At 58.9% G+C, this 14,449-nt stretch carries 18 protein-coding genes; 4 read left to right on the top strand and 14 right to left on the bottom strand.

The window, feature by feature from the left end; translation table 11 throughout:
• Window positions 1-3: 3 nt before the first annotated feature.
• Window positions 4-192 carry a hypothetical protein gene (locus EDF70_RS05995; RefSeq protein ID WP_132272379.1) on the top strand — a complete coding sequence of 63 codons (189 nt, stop codon included), beginning with the start codon at window positions 4-6 and terminating at the stop codon, window positions 190-192.
• On the opposite strand, the gene EDF70_RS05990 is transcribed toward EDF70_RS05995, so the two are convergent.
• Genes EDF70_RS05990 through EDF70_RS05975 form a run of 4 tightly spaced genes read right to left on the bottom strand, consistent with a single transcriptional unit; the run spans window position 164 to window position 4,160 of the window.
• Window positions 164-2,212 carry a DNA cytosine methyltransferase gene (locus tag EDF70_RS05990; RefSeq protein WP_132272378.1) on the bottom strand — a complete coding sequence of 683 codons (2,049 nt, stop codon included), beginning with the start codon at window positions 2,210-2,212 and terminating at the stop codon, window positions 164-166. The two genes, EDF70_RS05995 and EDF70_RS05990, sit on opposite strands and share 29 nt — an antisense overlap.
• Before the next feature lie 57 nt (window positions 2,213-2,269).
• Window positions 2,270-2,635 (bottom strand): DUF6511 domain-containing protein, encoded by a 366-nt coding sequence (locus EDF70_RS05985; RefSeq protein ID WP_132272377.1) that lies wholly within the window; start codon window positions 2,633-2,635, stop codon window positions 2,270-2,272.
• Window positions 2,608-2,838, bottom strand: coding sequence for a hypothetical protein (locus EDF70_RS05980; RefSeq protein ID WP_132272376.1), 231 nt, complete (start codon window positions 2,836-2,838; stop codon window positions 2,608-2,610). The genes EDF70_RS05985 and EDF70_RS05980 overlap by 28 nt, the downstream gene beginning before the upstream one ends.
• Window positions 2,835-4,160, bottom strand: coding sequence for a DNA methyltransferase (locus EDF70_RS05975; protein WP_245519049.1), 1,326 nt, complete (start codon window positions 4,158-4,160; stop codon window positions 2,835-2,837). Before EDF70_RS05975 ends, EDF70_RS05980 begins: the two co-directional genes overlap by 4 nt.
• 76 nt (window positions 4,161-4,236) lie before the next feature.
• Here EDF70_RS05975 and EDF70_RS05970 point away from each other — a divergent pair, with 76 nt between their 5' ends.
• Entirely contained in the window at window positions 4,237-4,461 is a 225-nt protein-coding gene (locus tag EDF70_RS05970) for a hypothetical protein (RefSeq protein WP_132272375.1), read from the top strand.
• Here EDF70_RS05970 and EDF70_RS05965 read toward each other — a convergent pair.
• Window positions 4,458-5,189, bottom strand: a complete 732-nt coding sequence (locus tag EDF70_RS05965) for a hypothetical protein (protein ID WP_132272374.1) — start codon at window positions 5,187-5,189, stop codon at window positions 4,458-4,460. The two genes, EDF70_RS05970 and EDF70_RS05965, sit on opposite strands and share 4 nt — an antisense overlap.
• A complete protein-coding gene (locus tag EDF70_RS05960) occupies window positions 5,186-5,734 on the bottom strand; it encodes an HNH endonuclease (RefSeq protein ID WP_165931940.1) in 549 nt (182 codons plus the stop codon). Before EDF70_RS05960 ends, EDF70_RS05965 begins: the two co-directional genes overlap by 4 nt.
• A 214-nt stretch (window positions 5,735-5,948) precedes the next feature.
• Between EDF70_RS05960 and EDF70_RS05955 the strand changes: the two genes are divergently transcribed.
• Entirely contained in the window at window positions 5,949-7,199 is a 1,251-nt protein-coding gene (locus EDF70_RS05955) for an AAA family ATPase (protein ID WP_132272372.1), read from the top strand.
• Window positions 7,196-7,861 (top strand): HNH endonuclease, encoded by a 666-nt coding sequence (locus EDF70_RS05950; protein WP_132272371.1) that lies wholly within the window; start codon window positions 7,196-7,198, stop codon window positions 7,859-7,861. The genes EDF70_RS05955 and EDF70_RS05950 overlap by 4 nt, the downstream gene beginning before the upstream one ends.
• Window positions 7,862-7,875: 14 nt before the next feature.
• Here EDF70_RS05950 and EDF70_RS05945 read toward each other — a convergent pair whose 3' ends face one another.
• The 8 genes from EDF70_RS05945 to EDF70_RS05910 form a co-directional block, all read right to left on the bottom strand.
• Complete coding sequence (locus EDF70_RS05945) at window positions 7,876-9,666, bottom strand: DEAD/DEAH box helicase (RefSeq protein ID WP_245519048.1); 1,791 nt, start codon at window positions 9,664-9,666, stop codon at window positions 7,876-7,878.
• Complete coding sequence (locus EDF70_RS05940; protein WP_132272369.1) at window positions 9,666-10,223, bottom strand: sigma-70 family RNA polymerase sigma factor; 558 nt, start codon at window positions 10,221-10,223, stop codon at window positions 9,666-9,668. The genes EDF70_RS05945 and EDF70_RS05940 overlap by 1 nt, the downstream gene beginning before the upstream one ends.
• Before the next feature lie 22 nt (window positions 10,224-10,245).
• Window positions 10,246-11,181 (bottom strand): oxidoreductase, encoded by a 936-nt coding sequence (locus EDF70_RS05935; protein WP_132272368.1) that lies wholly within the window; start codon window positions 11,179-11,181, stop codon window positions 10,246-10,248.
• A complete protein-coding gene (locus EDF70_RS05930) occupies window positions 11,159-11,473 on the bottom strand; it encodes a hypothetical protein (protein ID WP_132272367.1) in 315 nt (104 codons plus the stop codon). The genes EDF70_RS05935 and EDF70_RS05930 overlap by 23 nt, the downstream gene beginning before the upstream one ends.
• Window positions 11,473-12,531: a DNA polymerase III subunit beta gene (gene dnaN, locus EDF70_RS05925; protein WP_132272366.1), complete on the bottom strand. Its 1,059-nt coding sequence runs from the start codon at window positions 12,529-12,531 to the stop codon at window positions 11,473-11,475. The genes EDF70_RS05930 and dnaN overlap by 1 nt, the downstream gene beginning before the upstream one ends.
• A 102-nt stretch (window positions 12,532-12,633) precedes the next feature.
• The gene (locus EDF70_RS05920; protein ID WP_132272365.1) at window positions 12,634-13,221 is read right to left on the bottom strand and encodes a DUF669 domain-containing protein; all 588 of its coding nucleotides are present in this window, start codon (window positions 13,219-13,221) and stop codon (window positions 12,634-12,636) included.
• A gap of 36 nt (window positions 13,222-13,257) precedes the next feature.
• On the bottom strand, window positions 13,258-13,473 hold the full coding sequence (locus EDF70_RS05915) for a hypothetical protein (RefSeq protein WP_132272364.1): 216 nt from the start codon (window positions 13,471-13,473) through the stop codon (window positions 13,258-13,260).
• 164 nt (window positions 13,474-13,637) lie between these two features.
• Window positions 13,638-14,411, bottom strand: a complete 774-nt coding sequence (locus EDF70_RS05910; RefSeq protein ID WP_132272363.1) for an ATP-binding protein — start codon at window positions 14,409-14,411, stop codon at window positions 13,638-13,640.
• Window positions 14,412-14,449 lie beyond the last annotated feature (38 nt).

Genomic DNA, 14,449 nt, shown 5'->3' with positions numbered 1-14,449 from the left:
GGCATGCATAAGAACCGCTATGACATGCGCAAAGAGAATGATGGTTCGTGGACGGTCTTCGACATCTTCACTGGCCTACCGGCGAAGGTGAAAGGCGTTCTCCAAGACGGTCTGGACATGGAGCAGGCCGACGATCTGGTCGACCTGCTCAACTATCTGGATATCAAGCGGCGCGAAGAGACACATCGCTGACATTGTCATTCGCCGCAGCCAAGTGTTCGCAGTTGGCCGCTACCAGCGCACGCGCCACCGGCGGCGAGACCGAGTTGCCGACGCAGCTGACCTGAACCGACTTCGGGAACGCGTTGCCGTCGGCATCCTCGTCGATGCGATAGTCCGACGGGAATCCCTGCGCGTTGTAGAGCTCGCGGGGCGTCAGCATGCGCATGCCGATATCGACGATGACGAACGTGTCGGCACCGATCGACAACGTGACGAACTCGCGATCGTCCCAGAAGCCGTGCTCGCGCATGAAGTTTGCCACTTCGCGGGCGCGATCCTCCTGCTCCGCTGTGAAGGGCGGAACCTGCAGGGCGGCTTCGACGTGGCCGTGACGGTCCTTCGTGGTGATGGTCCGCGCTGGCTGGTTCTCCTCACCTCCGTCGCCGGTGCCATAGTAGGCCTGCAGGTACGGCGCCACGAGAGCCGACTTGTTGACGCCTGCCGTGATTGTCGCCGACGGCTCCTCAATGCCATGTCCAATCGAAGCGCCGAACTGACGCGAAACGAACGCCGAGACAACGCCCTGCTGGGCACCGGTGGCTGTGACGGTTGACATGGGTTCTCCGGCGTCACGGCCCGGGTTCACGCCGCCGATGCGACGGTTGTCGTTGTTGTGCTGCGCGATGAACGCCATAGATACGCAGCCGTCCGCTTTCGCTGTGATAGTCGCGGTCGGCTCGTCACAGCCGCGAGGGCGTGACTGTCCGGCCCTGCCACCGCAACCAACAAGCGTCGGGATGATGACCGCGTTCTGATCCTTCAGGCTGGCGCAGATGGTGTGGTGCGGATCCTCTACGGACCGATTGGCGCCGCCCTGCTGTGCATAGCTGAGAACGGGAGCGATGACTGCAGAGTGACCACCGCCAGCCAGAACGGTTGGATGCGGATCGTTCGCCGCGCTGTCCCGCCGGGCGCTACCCTTGAGGCTCATAAGGTTGGGCGCGATGAGCGCATGCCGGTTGGCCGTCGAGATTACACGGACAGGCTCGTCCGCAGGCGCTGCGCGATCATTGCCGCCCTTACCCTCACCATAAAAAGCCGACAGGTGTGGCGCGGTCGTGCCAGCTACGTCGTGGCGTTGCTTCCAGCCGTCGGATGCGCGTCGCTCTTCGCCAGTGTTGCAGCCGACCGACACCAAAAACGGCCGCTCCGCATCCAGCACGTACCGCTTCATCCCGCGTGCAACACGCGACATGGTGGCGTCAGCCAGCGGACGTACGGCGCGAAGACTATGGCGAGCAATCACCTGCTCCGACGTATCAAAGATCGACGGGCAAGGCAGGCTCCAGTCGATGCACTCGGCGGCCGTCCGCCATGCCAGCTTGCGGCCGGCGATGACATCTGCATCCGTTGGCTTGCCATGGGTAGGCTCCGGCCACACGATTGGCTTGCCGTCGAAGCGGACGATGACGAAGAGCCGCTTTCGGATCGTCGGCGCGCCGTAGTCGCAGGCGCGGAGCTCGCGGAACTCAATCTTTCCACCGAGTTTGCGTAGCTTCTTGCACCAGTCCTTGAACGTCTCGCCCTTGCGTGCCGGGTCAGGCATGAGGCCGCGCTCGGTCTGCATCAGTGGGCCGTAATCCTTGAACTCCTCGACGTTTTCCATGATGACGACGTCGACCTTGCCGCCGCTCTTCTGGATGCGTTCGATCCAGCCGGGAATGATCCAGCACAGGTCGCGGATATTGCGCTCCACCGGCTTGCCGCCCTTTGCCTTCGAGAAGTGCTTGCAGTCAGGCGAGAACCAAGCGAGGCCAACGTGTCTGCGGCGCAGGTAGTCGAGCGGATCCACCTTGTAGACGTTCTCCGACAGGTGGAGCGTATCGGGGTGGTTGGCAGCGTGAAGCGCCAGTGCCGCCGGATTGTGGTTCACGGCAATGTCCGGCGATCGACCGAGCGCGAGCTCGATACCGGTTGATGCTCCGCCGCCGCCGGCGAAGCTGTCGATGATGAGCGGGGGTGCGGGATCCGGCGCGAAATGTAGCGTCATGGTAGTCTCCTCTGGATGTGGTGTGTTGTGGTGCCGAGACGTTGGTGGCGTCGTCGGTTAGAATGGTGGTTGGCCGGCGCGGATAACTTCCCTCAACTTGTCAGCGCAGCCCTTCCAGATCGCGCCGCAGAAAATGAGCACCTGCTCCTCGCTCCATTCAGCAAGGTCACTGCCGAACTCATCGACCAGCGGCCCAGCGGCTTCCATGCCGCCAAGGCGTGCCTCAAGCTCGTAAGGATCGAACCTGCGAACACGCTTGATCTGTTCGAGGATAAGCACGCACTCCTGACAAAGGAATCGTGGCTCCTTCGCATCGCCGATGCCGACGCCCGTGGCAGCGCGGCCGCAGCAGTTGCAGACAGCAGGCGCGCCGCCGACCATGGTGGGATGAAAGGTCATGCTGCCGCCGCCTTCCTGATCCATGCCAGCACACGCAGCGCCGGGTAACTCTTGATGCGCCGGCCGTCTTCCTTCACCTGCAGCAGGTACCCACGTGGGAAACCCTGCGGCGGCTTGAAACCTGGCGGCGTGACGAGGTTCACGCAAGCCCTGTTCTCAGGCAGGCCAAACTCAACAGCACCCGCAAGGCTGTCTTTGCAAGCGGCCTCCATCTCGGCCGGGCTCATGCTGCCACCCCGAACAGATCACCTTCCCGATTGTCATTGGCGACGCGTATCACTGGGGCTTGCTCCGATTTGTCCGCTGCGCCGATTGCCCACGCGATACGAGATGACGCAATCGGCATGTATTCTTCCTCGCGCTCGCATCCCACGAACCGAAAACCTTCAAGGACAGCCGCTTTACCCGTCGATCCGGAGCCCATGAAAGGGTCGAGAACTACACCATTGGGCGGCGTGATGAGGCGGCAGAGCCACTGCATAAGGGTGATCGGTTTGACGGTCGGATGTGTATTTGCTCGAGGCTCCGGCTTATATTCGGCATCACGTCGGGTGATGTGTTGGCCCGAGGTGTTTGAAACCATGCCGCCTGTTTTCTTCGGCAGGTGCTCAAGGCCGGCGTCCCGATCGGCCCGACTTGCCTTTGCGCAGTAGAAGAACCGCGCGGCTGAGGTGTCGGCCTCCACGCGAGCCAACGCCTGCCGAGCGGCAGGCATATCGCCAAAGATACCTTTGCTCTTGCGGTCTTTCGACTGACCGTTCAGGTCTCCCTGCTGACCCTTCGCATCTGGGAAAGCAGAGCGTACCTCGTCGCTGCCGTCGTGCAGGATGTTTGCTGGCCATCGGCCGGCAGGATCACCGCCTCTAGTACCAGGCTTCAATGAGAAGCTAGTGCCACCCACGTCATTGTATCTGCGGTCTGCACTTGCCTCGCCTTCACGGTAGTACGACCACAACTTTCCGGCACCGGCGCTCAACGCTTCTTCCGTCGCAACGCGGCACTTATCAACATTGATCGCACCGACGCCCCACTCCTCAAGGTTTGCCGCCACGGTACCGGCCAGAGGCTTTCGCGCGAGGCAGATTGGTTCCCATGCTGGCTTGAGCGCAGTGCCCCAACCCTCCCAATCACCGGTCTGATTATGTGATTTTGGGAAACCCGATCCATAAACCCAGCCAAGCTGGTCACGTATCTCGAAGCCCGCATCTTCGATTGCTACGGCCATCCGATGATAGGTACGTGTGCCCCCAAAGGCTGCCACATGGCCGCCCGGTTTAAGAACGCGCAACACTTCCACCCAGAACTCATCGCTAAACGCGACTTCACCTGTGTCCCACTGCTTGCCCATGAACCCAGCCGCGCCGCGACCATAAACGTCCTTGGCCGGCGCCGCGCCCGGTTTTCCGAAGCGTTTCTGGATCGACACCAACGCATACGGCGGGTCTGTGACCACACTGTCGATCGAGTTGTCGCCCAAACTGCGCAAGGCGTCGCGGCAGTCGGCCTGATGCAGCACGACTCTTCCGTCGTGCATCGTCGTGCTCGTCATATTCTCTCCTCTGTGGTGAAACCAGCGCGTTGGTTGAGCGTTGGGTGGTGTCGTATTGCTGGGTCGGGAGGCCACGATGCAAAAGCCAACGAGAACCGCCGAAGAATTGCAGCGCATGATCGTCGACCGCTATGCAGCCGACTGGGATTGCCCGGAGCTAACCGTTTGTGCGCTGCGTAGCGGCGGATGGGGCATTGCGATCGGCCATCATCAGAACAGCATCTCACTACTTCGACAGGTCGAAGAGGTGGCGCGTCCGCTCAAGGACGAGTTCGACCTCGCGCCACCACCCACGCACTAACGAGCTACCTTGTCTTCGACGATCGAGAACCCCTCGATCGAGCGCACACCCTTGCGAACCTGTTCCTCGGCCAGCGAAAGCGCCATCGCCATGAACTCGCCCGGCGCGTGTTCAAACGCCCAGTCGAGCGCCTTCGTCTCGTCTGAGATGTTCACGTTCCACACAGTACGAAGGCCGGTCCCAGTGGTTGCCGCCTTGTCCGCACGCTTGGCGCCGCGCTCCATCTTTTTCGCGTCGGCCAACAGTTCTTCGGCATATTCACGGGCGCCGAGATTGCCGGACGAAGATCGTATCGCCTCTTCAGCGGCCTTTGTGGCAGCGGCCGCCTCGGCGGCCTTCGCAGCAGCCTCTGCCGCCTTGTCGTCGGCAACCCTCTTGCGCCACGGCGTGAGGAGGGATTGGCAAGCATCCTTGCCGAGCACGACCTTGCCCTTACCTGTCTTGGTGTTGCCGATCAGCGGATGGAATTTCGCCTGGATCGCCGCTACCTTTTCGTCCAGAGGCTTCTTCTCTGCAACGCGGAGAGCCTCAGCACGCGTGCCGCATTCGTGGATGCGGTCGTGCAACTCGGTAATGGCCTCCGCCATATCTTCCGATCCGATCGGCTCGCCGTCACAAAAGTTTTTCGCCTCATCGTAGAGATCGTCGAGTTCCCGCTTGAGGGCCTCGAATGGATCTTGGTTGTGGCCGGCACCAGCGATTTCAGCGGGATTGAACTCACTAATCATGCTGCCCTCGCGAACTGACCGAAATTCTCATTTGCTGCCTTGATGTAGGCGGCATGAGCTTCTGCCGGATCCTCATAGAATCCGAGATGCTTCTGTTTTCCATCGATCTGGATCGTGGCTCGCCATTTTTGACGCTGCTTGCCCCATGTGACGCCCTTGTATCCGGAGGCGCTATCACGACGAACGGACATGTTATGCGCGTTTTTAACAACGTCTGCCGCTCGCAAATTGCTTCGGCGGTTGTTGGTGCGAACCGTGTCTTTGTGGTCGATCTGCTCAGGCAGTTCTGCCATCTCGATGTTGTTCTCCATCGCAAAGATTACGCGATGAGCGAGGTAGACAACGCCACGCAAGTTGAACACGATGTAGCCGCTTTCCGCGACGCAGGTGATCTGCTTTCCACCAAAACGCCCAATCCACCGATTGCGTGTTCTTGATAAGTCGAAGTGATGTTTGGGACGATCTTCTCGCCAGTGGAGCGCGCCTGTCTCTGGATTGTATCTCAAGCATTCTTTCAGGTACTGAAGGCTATGGGCATCCTTCATCATCGTCTCCTCTTGTGGCGTGGTGTCGCGCTTGGTCGGCGCATGGTTATTGCATCATGCTTATTTTTACAAATTTGTCAACTTATTGCGCATTTCAAAGTCGATACTCGTGTTATCTGGTTTCGGTCGCGACGTAGCGAGCAATCCGTCAAATACTTGATCTAGCTACGCATCTCCTCGTGGTATAAGCATCTTCTAAACGCGGAGTGTAAAAGTGATTTTTAATAACCTTGAGATTGAGAATTGGCGGCAATACGCCTCCATCAACATTGATTTCCATCCTCGCCTCACCGTAATCGCCGGCGCAAATGGTTCGGGTAAAAGCACCATCCTGAAGACCTTGGGCATGATGTTTGGCTTCAATCAATTGCTGGTGGCGACGCCGCACATCGACGACGATGGTACCGTGCGATACGTCGCGAACGATCGCGACAAAAGGCAAGGCCAGCGCGCTATGGACGAGCAAAACCGCATTGGGATGGTGACGTTCTCAGACGGCACAAAATCAGGATTACACGCTCTGGGCACTGACTCTGGGGCATATAACTTGCATCATACTCGAGGGTCGCAAGTTCTGGACGGCCTGTACATCGCGTCTCACAGGTTTATCCCAACATACCAAGCCGTGGATGTCATAAGGAGCAATCCTATGTCTGCAGAGCAGGCGTACACGCTCTACGATGAGGAGATAAAGCACAAGATCGCGAATAGTTACACGGCCTCCTCGCCGGCCTTTCGGATGAAAGAGGCGCTGATATCAATGGCGACATTTGGGGTAGGAAACCCCAACATTCCTCGTAACGTTCAGATCGAGGCCGACTACGAAGCGTTCAAGGATGTTCTGGGCAAGCTTCTTCCTCAGAGCCTAGGTTTCAGGACACTTAGCATTAGAGTTCCTGATGTAGTCATTGTTACTGACACAGGTGACTTCCCTATAGACGGTGCATCGGGCGGACTTCACTCCATATTGGACTTGGCCTGGCAGGTTTTCTTATATTCACGGAAAAGAACGAATTTTGTTTGCTTAATCGACGAGCCAGAAAATCACCTACACCCTTCTATGCAACGCACACTTATGGGAAATCTGCTGCAAGCGTTTCCAAGTGGGCAATTCATCGTCGCCACCCACAGTCCTTTTGTCGTTTCGTCTGTTCGCGATTCGTCGATATACGCCTTGAGATATAAGAGCGCGAACAACATTTTACCCTCAGGCGGATCGGTTTATTCCGTAGCGTTGACCAAAGATTCGAAGTCTGGTTCTGCAGGCGACGTCTTGCGCGAGGTACTTGGAGTGCCGGTAACGATGCCGATCTGGGCAGAAGAGGAGCTCTATAAGGTATCAAAGGCGTTCGATATCAACAACTTGACTGAGGGCAATATTGAGCAAATGCGCTCGCAACTGACACAGCTTGGGCTGGATGATTACTTCGCAGAAACGCTCGCGAGAATGGCTGCAAACAGATGATAAAGCTCTCTAAGTTAACCGAGCCAACTGTGCTTGTAACGAATGGCGCTGCCTGGCTGGCAGATCTCCTTGCTGCAGGTAAGAACGCAAACGATGGTCTCAAGAGCAAATATCGACACGTCGACATAAAGCGCGTCCTAACCCTTGAGACAAATGGCAAGTGCGCCTATTGCGAAGCTAAACTCAAACATGTGCATCATGGTGATGTCGAGCATATCTATCCGAAGTCACTAGATCCTAAGAAGACTTTCAAATGGGACAACCTGACGCTGGCGTGCGAATTATGTAATCAAAACAAATCGAACGATGATCCTACCGCCGCCCAAATAATTGATCCCTACATCACCGACCCCGATGACCACATTGTCTTTGCTGGGCCTGTCGCGGGGCATTGCGGCTCCATTCCAGGCTTGTCCACGATCGAAATTATCGGTCTTAACAGACCGGATTTAATAGAGATGAGGACAGAGCACGCTGAAAAAATACTACTCATTTTCCAACAACTAGCCGACAAGACGATACCCATGGCTACGCGCAAAGCGATTTACCGGAATCTGAAAAAGCGTGAGCTTTCTCCCGTGGGAGCTTTTTCAGCCATGAGCACATCGATCATGCGAGGCCTGGAGCACAAGCTTGAGAAAGGGATAAAAACGAAGAGTTAGTCGCTGGTAACCTCTCAAAACGGAATCCCGTCCTCCAATTCGTCCGTCCAAGCCGGCCGATTATCGTTAGCCGGCGGCTCATCGTTGTCGTTTGCCGCTGCATAATCTCCGACGACATGCCCGACCACATCCCAGTATTTTCCGCGCGGCTGGACGGTGATCTCCACTGTTTCCTTCAGCTCGCTCTGCCTTTCTAGCCACTCCATCACTTCGCGTGGGAAAGGCCGGTTGCCACCGTGCGCCAGCCAGAAACGATCCGCCTTCGTCTTTGCAAAACCGGAATGCTGGGGGCATAGCCACTCATTGATGGCCGTCATGCCAGACATGAAGGTAACCTTCACTGACGGTGGCTTATCGCCCTTCCCTTCATGGAATCGGAACGTGCGACTGGTGACGTTGCGCGATTCCGGCTCAGCCATCGTCATGATCGGAACGTCGGCAGCTGTGCCGGCGATCTTTGGGCTATCGTCGATGTCGAACTCATAATCGCAGCATGAGCAGACCCGCGCCGATGCATGCAGCTTCTCACCGCACCCATAGTTGTCGTTCTTGTCCTGACGATCGACCGGGCAAATCTTCATCGGCGCTTCGCCATCACCGCTGCCCGGCTCCTTCGGCTGCACCATGTCCACTGGTCCGTGCTTGTCTACGAGACCGGCGAAGTCGAGCACCAAGCAGGATGGCTTCGGACCAGCGGCAATTGCAGCGCGGCGCTCGTCCGGCGTTTCCAGCGACATACCCGGCGCATAGAGCACGCGCGTCCCTCGCCCCATCATCTGCAGGTAAAGGGATGCGGACAGCGTCGGCCGCAAAGCCGCGATGAGATCGACGCCCTTGTGATTGAAGCCGGTCGTCAAAACCGAATTGTTCGTCAACGCGCGGATCCGGAAGGCCTTGAAGTCTTCGATGATGCGCCGGCGCTCTTCCTTGGGCGTGTCGCCGGTGATCATTTCGCAACTGATTCCGCGTGACCGGATCTCGTCGCGAACGTGCTCAGCATGCTCGACGCCAGAGCAGAAGCAAAGCCAGGAACGTTTGTCCGCGCCCTTCGCTACGATCTCGTCAACGGCCGCCTGCGTGACGTCCGGCTTATCCACGGCCGCCTGCATGGCCGACTGCTTATAGTCCGCGCCCAGACGGCCCACGCCCTTCATGCTCAGTTCCGTGGCGGTGTGCTTCGACGACAGCGGGGCGAGATAGCCGTCGCGTACCCCGTCGGCGATACCATAGGTGTAGACCACGCGGTCGAACATCCGGTCCTCGCCCTCATCGAGGCGACCGCTATCTAGGCGAAACGGCGTCGCGGTAAGCCCGACTATCTTGAGATCCGGATTCACCTCGCGCACGACGCGGAAGAATTGGCCGTATTGAGTGTCGCTGTTTTTCGGAATCAGATGGCACTCATCGACAAGAACGACGTCGATAGGTCGGTCATAAACCTTCTCACCATTGACGACGCGCGCGCCACAGATCAGGTCGGCCTTGTTCCAGACGGTCTGAATGCCGGCGAAGATGATCTGGCTGCGAGCATCACGGCGATTGAGGCCGGCCGAGAAGATACCTGCCGGCGCCTGATTCCAGACGCTGAGCAGTTCGAGGAAGTTCTGTTCGATCAATTCCGCTACGTGCGTCACGACCATGATGCGCATGTCCGGCCAGCCTTCGACAAGCTGGCGGATAACCGTGGCCATGACCATGGATTTGCCGGTGCCGGTCGCGAGATCGATCAACGGATTGCCCGCCTCCTCGCCCCAATAATCGAACAGTGCTGCAACAGCATCTTCCTGATAGTATCGAAGACCCATCAGGCGACACTCCGCTGCATCGCTGCGCAGAACGCCGTTCTTGCGGCCTCTTCACGCTGGCGGACGCGCTCCTTGCTCACGCCGAGCTCGTCGCCGATGACCTTGAGCTCAAAACCCATCGCGCGACGGAGAAGCAAGTCACCGTCCTTGATGGTGCCGAGAACCCGGAGCGCATCCGCAAAGTCAGCATCCGCTTCCTGCGTCGCAGCCGTCCGCATCTGGGAGATCGTGCGAGCGAATTCGTCCGGGTCGTTATCGTTGGCAGGAGTAAGTGACGTCGTCGGCGCGAACCGGCACTGGCTGCGGGCTGCCGCCCTCATGCCACTGTGGGTGTTGAGCAGCTTGTACTGCGCCCAGGTTTTGAACGTCTCCACGCGGCAGTTATCGGCGCAGCGGAGCATCCGCAGGACGGTCTCATGCAGGAGGACTTCGCCGTCCTCACGTGTGCCGGCCATATAGTTTGCCTGCTTCCGGAGCGAAGGCAGGTAGGATTCGAGCGCGGCGTCGAAGCCGGCCGGCCTTTTTGGTGTAGGGCGGTTATCGTTCGCCGGGGTCATGGTGGTCTCCTCTGTGGTGGTGTCAGGCTGCGGCGTTGGTGGCGCCGTCAGTCCAAAGATCGCCGTTGGTAAGGCGATAGGTGATGGTCTCGGCCTCTTCGTCGACGTCGATCTGCTCTCCCGGCACTAAGGCTGGAATGGTGAGGTGCGTAGGGCATCCCTCTTTTTGTTCATCGAACGAGATCGGCTTTGCCCACCGAGCGCATGACCAGTGGCCATCGCCGCCCATCTCAGGCGTCGAGTGGATACATGATCGGCAGGTCACGCGTGGCCACGCCGACTGCTTGCAGACTGGCTTGTGCTTGCAAAACAAGCATTCGAACCACTCTGGGTCTTCGCTGATGCGTGACGGCGGCTCAGGCGCGTTGATGATCCGCTCAAGGCGTGCCAGCAGCCGCATGCAAAACTCTGGATCGTAGACTAGGCGCTCGGCATAGAGCGTATCGTCATCCTTGCAGCTGACGAGATACAGGCATCGTGACAGGCCGAAAGCGTGCATACCCAGCTGACACTGGCCGTAGTGGAGCGGTTTCGCTTTCTCGCAGCCTTCCTTTACGATTAGCTTCATGCCCTTCGTGTTGCTCGACTTGAACTCCAGCAAGTGCTCGGTCTTCGGCGCTTCGACTATCCCCATGGCCTTGCCGTCGCACTTGCCACGGACATGGCTTCCAACCAGACGAATCCGATCCTGCTGGCCATAGACGTCCACGCCGATCGCTTCGAGGTCGGCCACGAGCCTGTCTTCCTCGATGTTACCAGTGGCGAAAAGGCGCAGCTGGCGGCCGTGGTGCTTTTCCAGCGGCGATGCCCAGCGAAACGCATACCAAAGCTGTCGATCGCAAGGTGCGTTTGCCTCGCCAACCGAAATGCCGAGGCTGTCCCACGAGCTCGCGGCAGCCTCATAGGCGGCGTATATGGCGCGAACTGTGCTGGATTCAGATTTGGGTAGTGGGGCCAAACGGCATCTCCTCCGTGAAAAGGCACCGCGCTGGCACCTTCGGATCCTGCCGAAATGCCAAGCACCAAGGCTGGCCATGTCGAATCACGAGTTCGTCCGGCTGAAACTGGGGCGACCAGAACATCGCTTCGGCGATCGGACATGAGCCATCGACGTGACTGCCAAACTCATCTTCCCAATCCCCAGCGCCATCGCGATTCGCGCAGTGACGACACCAGTTATTCTCGAAATTATGGCCTTCAGTTGCGTTGGCGGGCCGCCACAGCCCGCCTTCCTGCTCGATGGTTGCCATCAGACGCGCATGGGCATCAAGACGCCGTCCCAGCCATCAAGCCCACCGGTGATGATCGCAGGTGAGCCGCCGTCGGCAGCGTTGATTGTGACTGGTCCGGCGGGCAGCACATTGAACAGGTCACGAACGTACTGGCTGTTGAAGCCGATGACGAAAGGCTCGCCGCTATATTCAGCTGCTACCTCGTCCTCTGCGGCGCCTGCGTCAGAGCGTGCGGCAAGAGCGATCGAACCTGGCGCAACGCTAAGCTTTACAGCTCGGCCACGCTCGCTGCTGACAGTGACGACGCGGTCAGATGCCCGCATCATTTCATCACGATCCACCACGATGGTCTTGTCGTTGTTCTGAGGGATGACGCGGCGATAGTCGGGGAACGTGCCGTCGATCAGTTTCGAGACCATCAAGAATCCTGCCGATTCGATGCGGATCTTCGTGTCTGAGACCGATACCTTAGCCGAACCCTTCGGCAGCAAGCCGACTGTTTTTCGAGGAACAATGATCCCGGCGAAAGCGGGCAGTTCGGGGCCGCGGTTGCGCGCGAGGCGATGCCCGTCAGTTGCCACGGCTACTGAGCGCGCGCCCTCCTCACTGTGGAAGAACGCACCGTTCAGGTAATAGCGGGTCTCCTCTGTCGAGATCGCGAACGACACAGGTGCGAACAGCGCAGCGAGGTCGATCTCGAATTCGGCAGAGTACGTGCCGACCGCGAGATCCGGATAGTCCGATGCCGGCAAAGTTTCGAGCGTAAAGCGCGATCGTCCCGACTTGACGGTCAGACGACCATCCTTCAGATCGAGCGAAATGTCATCAGCGCCGGCCTTACGGACGATATCGCCGAGCAACTTGGCGCTGACCGTGACACGGCCAGGTTCGGCGATGGTAGCCTCAGCGCTGGCCGTCGCTTGGATGTCGAGATCCGTGCCGGTAAGGCGAAGGCGGTCGCCCTCGGCTTCTAGCAGGATATTGGACAAGATTGGGATGGTTGTTCTGGATTCGATGACCTTGCCAACGGCGCCAACGACGCGCGCGAGCTCGGTGCGGCTGGTTTTCAGCTGCATGGTGGTCTCCTCTGGATGTGGTGATTGCCGCACGGTGGTGAGCCGCGCGGCGGGTCATCTGTGTCGGTAGCGGGCCGTTGGTCGCGACCCGCTATTCGGTGGTTACTTGTTGCCCCAAGGACGACGGGCGGCCGGCTTGGCGTCGGCCTGCGGCGGCTGACGATTGTCGTTGGATGCGGCAGGCGCGCGACGATTGTCGTTTGCCGCGACGGGACCGGCGTCCACCTTCGGCTCCGGCAAGTTGCCTTCATCCGGATAGAAGTATTTCTTCAACTCGTTGCGCGCGGCGTACTTCGGCGAGCCGTCGGCGTTCTTTTCCTTGCTGTCCTTACCCATGCCGATACGGGCGAAGAACGAGATGAAGTGCAACTCGTCGGAATCCTCCGGCGCGTCCTGCATGCCGAGCGAGCGAAGGAGGCAGGCAAACTGACGCTGTCCGATTTCCTGCACCTGCGAATTCGGATGCTGCAGGTTGTAGTTCGAGAAAATCTTGCGGCCTTTGAGCTCCTCCGGCGCGAGGACGTCAATCGTCACGCTGAGGTTGATGCTGTGGTCGCGGGTGTTCTCGTTCTTCTCCTTGATCTCGGAGGCGCTGATTTCCAGCTGATAGTCGCCGTTTGGAAGGTTCGAGAAATCGCGCTGCTGCGTGTTCTCTTCGGTGGCTTCAACTCTTACGCCAATCTTGGCCATGCGTGGTCTCCTTGTGTGGTGTCTGGTAGGCGGTGGTTAGGCGGCGATCAGGTCACTGATCTTCGAGCGAACGGCGGCCGACTTGGTGACGTCGTCGAGAGCTGCCTTCTGTTCGTCCTGCTTCTGCTTGATGAGGGTGGCCGCTGCGTCGGCATCCTGCTGGCGCTTAGCCGAGAAGGCATCGAGGCGCGTGATCGTTTTGTTGAAGGTGTTCAGGATGCCGTCGAGCGAATCCGACTTGAAAATTGCCATCGCAATATCTCCTCTGTGTGGTTAGGCGTAGTAGCGGTATGGACCGCTGCCGTGTTGGCTGACGACGCGTTCGCGCCAGACGTTCTCAAGCCAGGCCCAACGCTTGCCGCGAGATGTGCGGACAAGTACCGGGAACCAGGCGAACCAGTTGCCACCGCTGAACATCAGGCGGCCTTCCCGAGCGGCTCAGGCATGTATTTGGCCAGCTCCTCCCAGCCCTTGCCCTTCTTGAAAGTGATGGCTGCCGGCGTGCCGTACCGCGACTTGGCGAGAAAGCCGGGACGCTCCTCGAGGTGGATCTGACGCTCGCCACTGCCTTCGGCGTGCGAGACCTTCTTGTTGAAGCCGACCTCCTTCTCTTTCAGCGTATGGCGGTAGTTGATGAAGCCGACGAACTGGGCGCATTCCTGCACGAGCGCCGAAGCGCGCTTGTGGAGTTTGATGCCGTAGCGCGAGAACGGATCGCTGGTCGGGCTGTCGAACCGCGTGATCTCAGTGTGAGCAATGAGCACGACGGCGATGCCTGCGTCTCGCAGCGCCTGCAGACCGGCGAGAAGCTCGCGCCACTCGGTGTCCGCCTCGACATAACCCTTACCGAAACCCGCATCCTCGATGCTGTTGAGGCCAAGGCGCGCGCAAGTCGCTTTCCAGACCAGGCTCTCGGCGCCATCAACGCTGTCGAGGATGAAGGTCTTTCGGTCGTGCTCCTCGGTGAGAAGCCAGCCAATGACATCGAGGATGTCTTCAAGGCTCTCAGCGGTGCCCGGCGACGGCATATCGATGTCGTCCGGCGGCTCCTCGCCCATGGTGGGGAGGTAGTACGGATCGGGAAACTCGGCCGCCAATGCGGTCTTGCCGACGCCGTGGACGCCATAGATGACGCCGATCGGAGGCTTATTGTTTCTGGTGCTGTTCAAGCTACCAAGGGAAATAGCCATGGTTTCTCCTCTGTGGTGGGAATGGTTGCGGCTGGTGG

The sequence above is a fragment of the Neorhizobium sp. JUb45 genome (genome assembly GCF_004343585.1).
Taxonomy (GTDB): Bacteria; Pseudomonadota; Alphaproteobacteria; order Rhizobiales; family Rhizobiaceae; genus Neorhizobium.
This window is presented reverse-complemented; position numbering and strand designations above follow the sequence as displayed.

Excerpts from the sequence above, each read along its gene's own strand:
- EDF70_RS05995 (WP_132272379.1), top strand. The coding sequence starts at position 4 with ATGCATAAGAACCGCTATGACATGCGCAAAGAGAATGATGGTTCGTGG.
- EDF70_RS05990 (WP_132272378.1), bottom strand. The coding sequence starts at position 2,212 with ATGACGCTACATTTCGCGCCGGATCCCGCACCCCCGCTCATCATCGAC.
- EDF70_RS05985 (WP_132272377.1), bottom strand. The coding sequence starts at position 2,635 with ATGGATCAGGAAGGCGGCGGCAGCATGACCTTTCATCCCACCATGGTC.
- EDF70_RS05980 (WP_132272376.1), bottom strand. The coding sequence starts at position 2,838 with ATGAGCCCGGCCGAGATGGAGGCCGCTTGCAAAGACAGCCTTGCGGGT.
- EDF70_RS05975 (WP_245519049.1), bottom strand. The coding sequence starts at position 4,160 with ATGACGAGCACGACGATGCACGACGGAAGAGTCGTGCTGCATCAGGCC.
- EDF70_RS05970 (WP_132272375.1), top strand. The coding sequence starts at position 4,237 with ATGCAAAAGCCAACGAGAACCGCCGAAGAATTGCAGCGCATGATCGTC.
- EDF70_RS05965 (WP_132272374.1), bottom strand. The coding sequence starts at position 5,189 with ATGATTAGTGAGTTCAATCCCGCTGAAATCGCTGGTGCCGGCCACAAC.
- EDF70_RS05960 (WP_165931940.1), bottom strand. The coding sequence starts at position 5,734 with ATGAAGGATGCCCATAGCCTTCAGTACCTGAAAGAATGCTTGAGATAC.
- EDF70_RS05950 (WP_132272371.1), top strand. The coding sequence starts at position 7,196 with ATGATAAAGCTCTCTAAGTTAACCGAGCCAACTGTGCTTGTAACGAAT.
- EDF70_RS05945 (WP_245519048.1), bottom strand. The coding sequence starts at position 9,666 with ATGGGTCTTCGATACTATCAGGAAGATGCTGTTGCAGCACTGTTCGAT.
- EDF70_RS05940 (WP_132272369.1), bottom strand. The coding sequence starts at position 10,223 with ATGACCCCGGCGAACGATAACCGCCCTACACCAAAAAGGCCGGCCGGC.
- EDF70_RS05930 (WP_132272367.1), bottom strand. The coding sequence starts at position 11,473 with ATGGCAACCATCGAGCAGGAAGGCGGGCTGTGGCGGCCCGCCAACGCA.
- dnaN (WP_132272366.1), bottom strand. The coding sequence starts at position 12,531 with ATGCAGCTGAAAACCAGCCGCACCGAGCTCGCGCGCGTCGTTGGCGCC.
- EDF70_RS05920 (WP_132272365.1), bottom strand. The coding sequence starts at position 13,221 with ATGGCCAAGATTGGCGTAAGAGTTGAAGCCACCGAAGAGAACACGCAG.
- EDF70_RS05915 (WP_132272364.1), bottom strand. The coding sequence starts at position 13,473 with ATGGCAATTTTCAAGTCGGATTCGCTCGACGGCATCCTGAACACCTTC.
- EDF70_RS05910 (WP_132272363.1), bottom strand. The coding sequence starts at position 14,411 with ATGGCTATTTCCCTTGGTAGCTTGAACAGCACCAGAAACAATAAGCCT.